The organism is Streptomyces sp. NPDC050704, from assembly GCF_040654355.1.
In the GTDB taxonomy this organism is placed as follows: Bacteria; Actinomycetota; Actinomycetes; order Streptomycetales; family Streptomycetaceae; genus Streptomyces.
This window is the reverse complement of the sequence record NZ_JBFAHW010000222.1, coordinates 1-7,240: the sequence shown is the minus strand read 5'-3', so window position 1 is coordinate 7,240 and position 7,240 is coordinate 1. Positions and strand designations below refer to the sequence as shown.

Below are 7,240 nucleotides of genomic sequence, written 5' to 3'. Positions count from 1 at the left end.
CTCTGGGTCCACGAGGCCCCGGGCGCCGCCCGGCGCGTTGCTCAACGCCTCGCAGGGCCCTCCCCGATGGTCCGCGCGAGTCCGCCGAGCCAGGCCGCCGAGGGCTTGGGGGTGCGTTCGAAGGTGTCGGGGTCGACGGAGATGAGGCCGAAGGTGGGCTTGTAGGAGCCCCATTCGTAGTTGTCGAGGGCGCTCCAGTGGAGGTAGCCCTGTACGTCGAGGCCGTCCGCCAGGGCGGCGGAGACCTCCTGGAGTGCTCCGGTGGTGTAGTCGACGCGGCGGGCGTCGTCGTCGGTGGCGATGCCGTTCTCGGTGACGATCAGGGGGACGTCGCCGACGATCCCGGCGGTGTGGCGCAGGGCGTATCCGATGGCCTGCGGGTAGTACTCCCAGCCGGTGAGGGTGCGTTCGGCGTCGTCGGGTGCCGGGATCGGGCCGTCGGCGGTGATCCTGGTGCGGGTGTAGGACTGGACGCCGATCCAGTCGTCGTCGCGGGCGGCTTCGATGAAGACGTCCTCGCGGGGGTGGCTGTAGGCGGCGGTGGCGGCTTCGGCGCCGGGCAGGGCCTGATACACCTGGTTGGCGATCGACCAGCCGACCTGGATGTCGGCGGAGATCGCCCTGACGGCGGCCGTGGCGCGGTGGTGGGCCTGGATCAGGGCGTCGGTGGTGGCCTTGTCGGGGAGCGGGAGGCCAGCCGTGGGGGGTGCCTCGGTGCCCAGTTCGCGGACGGCTCCGGCGACCGCGATCATGTTGGGTTCGTTGATGGTGCACACGTGCCGTACGCCGGTGCCGATCACCGGCGCGGTCGCCCGCACGTACCGCTCGAACAGGTCCACCGCCCCGTCCGCGGTCCAGCCGCCGCGCTCGGCGAACCAGCGCGGGACGGTGAAGTGGTGCAGGGTGACCATGGGCCTCAGGCCGCGTTCGATCGCGCCGTCGACCATGCGCCGGTAGTGGGCGATCTCGGCCTTGGAGAAGTGTCCGGGGGCGGGCTCGATGCGGGCCCATTCGATGCTGAACCGGTAGTCGGTGAAGCCCAGTTGGGCGAGCAGGTCCATGTCCTCGCGCCACCGGTGGTAGCTGTCGGCGGCGTCGAGGCTGGGCTCGGCGATGGAGCCGCCGCCGTGTTCCGTCTGCCACCAGTCGCTGTTGACGTTGTTGCCCTCGATCTGGTGGGCGGCGGTGGAGGCTCCCCACAGGAAGCCGTCGGGGAAGCGGAGACCGTCGGCGGTGGCGTTCACGGCGGGCATGACTGGGCCTTTCCGGAGCGGGGTTCGGGTCAGCGCGGTGACGGTCCTGGCCAGACGGCCGAGGCGTCGTCGCGGTGCGGGTCGGGCAGCCGGACCGGGCGGACGGGGACGGTGCGCTCACGCCCTTCGGTGACGGCCGTCCACGGGGCGGGGTGCCCGGAATAGCAGAGGGTCGTGAGGGCGAAGACGTTGTCGGCGTAGACCTCGACGTACTCGCCGACGGTGAGGATGCGCAGCGTGGCGGCGGGGTCCGTCAGGACGGTCTCGCCGAGCCGGGTTCCGTCGGGCCCGGTGATCCAGAGGTTCTTGCCGTCGCAGCCGACGGCGAGGGCGGGGCCGTCGCCGTCCGGGGCGTCCGTGCGCAGGGTGACCTCGACCGGCCCGGTGATGCCGATGTCGCCGACCGCGTGCAGGGCGGGGCCGTCCGTCTCCTCGCCGAGCCAGGCGTTCAGGCCGGGCCACCATTCCAGGCGGGGCGCCGAACCCTCCCGTACGACAAGGGACTTGGGCTGGGCGAGCATGCCGCGGCAGGTCTCACCGGTGTCGCTGAGGCCGACCCGGCGGGGTGTGGTGTGCAGGACGACACGGGAGCCGTCGGGCGCGGCGATCACGCGCGGGGCGTAGGCGCCGGTCGGCCCGAGGGGTCCTCGGCGGGTCCAGGGGCCGCGCAGGCTCGGGGCGGTCCAGGCCTCGAAGCCGCGGGTGGCGCCGATGGAGCCGAGCAGCAGCCAGCTGCCGTCGTCGAGGCGTTCCAGGACCGGGCACTCCAGCTCGTCGACGTCGCCGGGTGAGAGGAGCGGCGGGTGGACGGTCCAGTGCTCCAGGTCGGTGGAGGTGGCCAGCGCGACGCAGCCGCTGGCCTCGACCGGGAGGGAGGCGTCGCTGGCGCAGACGACCATCACCCAGCCGTCCGACTCGTCGTCGCGTACGACGAACGGGTCGCGCCAGCCCATGCGTTCACCGGTGCGGTACCAGCGCGGGTCCGCCTCGACGACCGGCCCGGTGCCGTGGCGCCGCCAGCCCGTGCCGTCCGTGCGGTCCGAGTACGCGAGCCCGACCGACTGGAGCGGCCAGCCGCCGGGGGTGAGTCCGCGGACGCCCGTGTAGAACATCGCCATTCCGTCGCCGTGCCGGAACGGGTGCATGGTCCACACCGCCTGCTGGTCGAAGCGGCCGGGCAGGCCGTTGCCGAAGACGGGCCCCCGCGGCTGCCAGTGGACCAGGTCGGTGGAGGTGGCCAGGCCGTAGGAGGTCTCCATCCGCAGATGGTCGAACTCCGGTGTCCAGGGACCCTGCAAGTGCAATACCGCGTACCTGCCGTCCTCGTCGCGCAGGAGGGCGAAGTCGTTCACGCAGAGGCCGGGCGGGGCGTATCGCATGCACAGTTCCTGTCGGCTCCGCAGCGCCCAAACGCGTGCGCTGAAGCTTGATAACGAAAGAGTCTCTTGAGGACCGGCCCAAGTAAATATGAACGCAAACGCTTGCGCAACAAGATGGGCGGGCTTACGGTCACGTCACCCACAGATCACACCGACGTGAAATCAACGGGAGGAATGCGCCGTGACGGCCAGCATCACCGATGTCGCCCGCGCCGCCGGAGTCTCGGCGTCCACCGTGTCCCGCGCACTGCGCGGCCGGCCGGGCGTGTCCGAGGAGGTGCGGGCGCAGATCGCGGCCGTCGCCGCCCAGCTCGGCTACACCGCCTCGCGTTCCGCGTCGAGCCTGGCCAGCGGCCGGACCTTCACCATCGGGGTCCTTGTCCCGTACGTGGGCCGGTGGTTCTTCGGCACCGTGCTGGACGCCGCCGAGCGCGAGTTCAGCGCCGCCGGGTACGACGTGCTGCTGTACAACCTCGGCTCGCCCGAGACACGCAAGCGTTTCTTCACCAAGCTGCCGGTCCGCAAGCGGGTGGACGCCGTGCTGTCGCTGCTCATCCCCGACGAGGACGAGTCGGCCGCACTGCGCTCACTGGGGGTGCCGCTGGCCAGCACGGTCGGCGGCACCCGGCCCGGCTTCACCGTGGTCGGCATCGACGACCGGGCCGGCACGCAGAGCGCCGTACGGCATCTGGTCAACCTCGGCCACCGCCGGATCGGCATGATCAGCGGGGCCAGCGGGCCGCTGCACTGGACCACCCCCATCGAGCGCCGCCGGGCGTATCTCGACGTCCTGGCCGACGCCGGGATAGAGCCCGACCCGGCTCTGGAGGCGGACGGTGACTACACCGTCGAGGGCGGCGAGCGGGCCATGACCGAACTGCTGGCCGTCTCCCGTCCGCCGACCGCCGTGTTCGCGCAGTCCGACGAGATGGCGATGGGCGCCCTGCGGGCCCTCAGACGCCACCGGCTGAGGGTGCCGGAGGACGTGTCCGTCGTCGGCTTCGACGACCACGAACTCGCCGACGTGGTCGGCCTGACCACCGTCGCCCAGCCGGTCGCCGAGCAGGGCGCGGAAGCCGCCCGGCTGCTGCTGCGCCAGCTGGACGAACCCGGCGCCGAACCACCCGCCGAGCAGGTGCAGATGCCCATCCGTCTCGTCCTGCGCGAGACCACCGCCCCGCCGCGCCCGCGCGGCCCGCAGTGACTCCCTGAGCTCCCCCCACGCCCGGAAAGCACGTCAGCACGTCGAACCCTCTCCACAGCACGGAGGCACAGCCATGAGCTCGACCAGCAGCTCGACCAGCAGAAGGTACCGCCGCACAGCTCGTACGGGACTGGCCCTCGTCCTGCCCTTGGCGGTACTGGCCGCCTGTGGTGGGGGCGGCGGCACCGATGCCTCCGCCGAGGCGGGGAGCGGCAAGGGCACCATCAGTGTCTGGGCCCACCAGGGCCAGAAGAACGAAACCGCCGCGCTGCAGAACGCGGTGAAGTCCTTCAACTCCTCGCAGAGCAGGATCAAGGTCGACCTGAAGCTGATCCCCGACACCGACTACACCAAGGCCATCACGGCCACCGACGCCTCCAAGCTGCCGGACGTGATGGAGTTCGACGGCCCGACCATGGCGAACTTCGTCTACAACAAGAAGCTCGCACCGATCGACGACTACGTCTCCACCAAGACCATGGCCAACGCCACGGGTGCCATCAAGGCCCAGGGCGAGATCGACGGCAAGCACTACGGCCTCGGCATGTACGACTCCGGTCTGGGGATCTACGGCAACAAGAAACTGCTCGACGCGGCCGGGGTGACATACCCCAAGGGCCTGTCCGACGACTGGACGGCGGACCAGTTCACCGACGCGCTCAAGGCGCTGAAGGCCAAGGACTCCGACGGCAAGCCCCTCGACCTCCAGGAGACCGCCGGCTACGCCAACGAGTGGGGCACCTACGGCTTCGCCCCGATCGTCTGGTCGGCCGGCGGCTCCCTCCTCAAGGACGGCAAGGCGGAAGGCGCCCTCGACGCCCCGGCCGTGGTCTCGGCGATGAAGACCTTCCAGTCCTGGAAGACCTACGTCGACCCGAACACCGACGGCAACTCCTTCGCCAAGGGCCGCGTCGCCCTGAGCTGGGTCGGCCACTGGATGTACCCCGCGTACGGCGAGGCCCTCGGTGACGACCTCGTCGTCCTGCCGCTGCCCGACTTCGGCAACGGGCCCAAGACCGGACAGGGCTCCTGGGCGTGGGGCATCGGCGCCAACAGCAAGAACGCCAAGGCCGCCGGCACGTTCCTGGACACCCTCCTGGACGACGCCAACGTCACGGCCATGACGACGGCCAACGGGGCGGTGCCCGCCACCAAGACGGCACTGGCCAAGAGTGAGCTCTACAAGCAGGGCGGCCCGCTCCAGCTCTTCGCCGACCAGCTCGCCAAGCCCTGCGGCGACAGCGACATCTCGAAGTCCTGCGTCGCCGTCACCCGTCCGGTGACCGCCGGCTACCCCGTGATCACGTCGAAGTTCAGCGAGGCCCTGAACTCCGTCTACGGCGGCGCCGACCCGAAGAGCGCCCTGGAGAAGGCCGCCCGCGCCATCGACCAGGACTTCTCCGACAACGCCGGCTACCAGATCCCGTAGGACCCATCGGCCGGGGCGGGCCCGCGGCAGCCACCGCCCGCCCCCGCCGGGAACAGGACCCTCCCGTGAAATCCGTGGAACCCGCGCACTCCGCGCCGCCCGGCCCGGAGCAGGCCCCATCCGTGACAACCGCGACACCCGTGAAGCCCGCGCGGTCGACGCGCTCAACACGACCGACACGGCCGGGCCGCAAGAACCGCGACTGGCTGCACGGACTGCTCATGTCCGCCCCGGCCGTCGTCGGACTCATCGCCTTCGTCGGTGTGCCGTTCGGCTACGCCGTGGTGCTCTCCTTCTACAACGTGCGCCTCGGCTCCCCGCTGGAGCCCAGCTTCTTCGGCCTGGAGCAGTACCGGCGGCTTTTCACCGACCCCGACCTGTCAGGACCGTTCCTGCGGGCCCTGCTCAACAACCTGACCTTCGCCGTGGTCGTCGTACCCGTGCAGACGGCCCTGGCGCTGGGCCTGGCGATCCTGCTCAACCGCAAGCTCAAGGCCATCGGCCTGTTCCGGTCCCTCTTCTTCATGCCGGTCGTCTTCCCGATGGCGCTGGTCGCCGTGATCTGGCGCCTCATCCTGGCCCGCAGCGACCAGGGCATGCTCAACTCCGCACTGGACGCGGTGAGTTTCGGCAACTGGGGCGCCTTCGACTGGCTCGGCGACGGCGCCACCGCGATGGGCTCGATCATCGTGCTGTCCATCTGGCAGGGCGTCGGCTTCCAGATGGTCATCCTCCTGGCCGGTCTCCAGCAGATCCCGGGTGAGCTCTACGAGGCCGCCGAACTCGACCGCGCCTCCCGCTGGCAGCAGTTCCGCCACGTCACCCTGCCCGGCATCAACGGCACCCTCGTCTTCGTCGTGATGCTCACCTCGGTGCTCTCCTTCCGGGTCTTCGACCAGGTGTACGTCCTCGTCCGCGGCGGCGGCCTCGACGAGGACGCCACCCGCACCGTGATGTACCAGGCCGTCACCACCGCCTTCGACCAGAACAACATCGGCCAGGCGTCCGCGATCACCGTCGTCTTCTTCCTGATCGTCGTGGTCCTGACGCTCATCCAGCGCCGCGTCGTCCGGACCGGAAACGAGGACTGACCCATGAGCACGACCACGATCCGTACGCCCCTGCGCCGCTTCATGGACTACGCCGTACTCAGCGTGCTGGCGTTCGTCTTCGTGCTGCCCGTGATCTACCTGTTCCTGGGCAGTCTCAAGCCGTCCGACGAGGTCCTGAACGGCCTGTCCGGCTTCCTCCCGACCAACCTGTCCTTCGACAACTACTCCGCCGTCCTCGACAGCCTCAACTCCGACAGCACCGGCTACTTCTGGCGCTTCATGGGCGTCTCACTGCTGCTGGCGTTCGTGGTGGTGACGGGCGGTCTGTTCGTCAACTCGATGGCCGCGTACGGGCTTTCGCGGCTGAAGTGGCGCGGCCGGGAAGCGGTCTTCACGCTCATCCTGCTGCTGATGCTGGTCCCGTTCGAGTCGGTGGCGGTGCCGCTCTTCTACATGTTCAACGACCAGCGCAACACGCTCCCCATCCTGGCGCTCCCGTTCATCGCCAACGCCTTCTCGGTCTACCAGTTCCACACGTTCTTCCGCTCGATCCCGCCGAGCATCGAAGAAGCCGCCCGCATCGACGGCGCGGGCCCCTGGCGCACGTTCTTCGCGATCGTCGTCCCCATGTCGAAGCCGGCCTTCGCCTCGGTGGCGATCCTGACCTTCCTCATCCAGTGGGGCTCGTTCCTGTGGCCGGTCCTGATGGTGTCCGACCCCTCGGTCCGCCCGCTGCCCCTGGAGATGAGCGTCTTCCAGGGCCAACAGCCCCCGGACTGGGGCCAGATCCTCGCCTTCGGCGTCCTTCTGGTCCTGCCCGTACTGGTGGTGTTCGCCTTCTTCCAGCGCTGGTTCGTCCAGGGTGTCGCCAGCTCCGCCGTCAAGGGCTGACCCACGCCGACGGCCCGCCCCGAGCTCGTGCT

At 70.0% G+C, this 7,240-nt stretch carries 6 protein-coding genes; 4 read left to right on the top strand and 2 right to left on the bottom strand.

What is annotated here, in order from left to right:
• Positions 1-41 precede the first annotated feature (41 nt).
• Complete coding sequence (locus AB0I18_RS51035) at positions 42-1,253, bottom strand: family 1 glycosylhydrolase (protein ID WP_363112717.1); 1,212 nt, start codon at positions 1,251-1,253, stop codon at positions 42-44.
• A gap of 29 nt (positions 1,254-1,282) precedes the next feature.
• On the bottom strand, positions 1,283-2,632 hold the full coding sequence (locus AB0I18_RS51030; RefSeq protein WP_363112716.1) for a mucin-1: 1,350 nt from the start codon (positions 2,630-2,632) through the stop codon (positions 1,283-1,285).
• A gap of 181 nt (positions 2,633-2,813) precedes the next feature.
• Between AB0I18_RS51030 and AB0I18_RS51025 the strand changes: the two genes are divergently transcribed.
• From AB0I18_RS51025 to AB0I18_RS51010, 4 genes are all read left to right on the top strand, one after another.
• The gene (locus tag AB0I18_RS51025; protein WP_363112715.1) at positions 2,814-3,836 is read left to right on the top strand and encodes a LacI family DNA-binding transcriptional regulator; all 1,023 of its coding nucleotides are present in this window, start codon (positions 2,814-2,816) and stop codon (positions 3,834-3,836) included.
• Positions 3,837-3,909: 73 nt separating this feature from the next.
• Positions 3,910-5,265 carry a sugar ABC transporter substrate-binding protein gene (locus AB0I18_RS51020; protein ID WP_363112714.1) on the top strand — a complete coding sequence of 452 codons (1,356 nt, stop codon included), beginning with the start codon at positions 3,910-3,912 and terminating at the stop codon, positions 5,263-5,265.
• 221 nt (positions 5,266-5,486) lie between these two features.
• A complete protein-coding gene (locus AB0I18_RS51015) occupies positions 5,487-6,356 on the top strand; it encodes a sugar ABC transporter permease (protein WP_363112713.1) in 870 nt (289 codons plus the stop codon).
• Positions 6,357-6,359: 3 nt separating this feature from the next.
• A complete protein-coding gene (locus tag AB0I18_RS51010) occupies positions 6,360-7,208 on the top strand; it encodes a carbohydrate ABC transporter permease (RefSeq protein WP_363112712.1) in 849 nt (282 codons plus the stop codon).
• Positions 7,209-7,240: the final 32 nt, after the last annotated feature.

What these genes read in the sequence shown, in the direction of transcription:
- AB0I18_RS51035 (WP_363112717.1), bottom strand. Translation starts at nt 1,253, where the DNA reads ATGCCCGCCGTGAACGCCACCGCCGACGGTCTCCGCTTCCCCGACGGC.
- AB0I18_RS51030 (WP_363112716.1), bottom strand. Translation starts at nt 2,632, where the DNA reads ATGCGATACGCCCCGCCCGGCCTCTGCGTGAACGACTTCGCCCTCCTG.
- AB0I18_RS51020 (WP_363112714.1), top strand. Translation starts at nt 3,910, where the DNA reads ATGAGCTCGACCAGCAGCTCGACCAGCAGAAGGTACCGCCGCACAGCT.
- AB0I18_RS51015 (WP_363112713.1), top strand. Translation starts at nt 5,487, where the DNA reads ATGTCCGCCCCGGCCGTCGTCGGACTCATCGCCTTCGTCGGTGTGCCG.
- AB0I18_RS51010 (WP_363112712.1), top strand. Translation starts at nt 6,360, where the DNA reads ATGAGCACGACCACGATCCGTACGCCCCTGCGCCGCTTCATGGACTAC.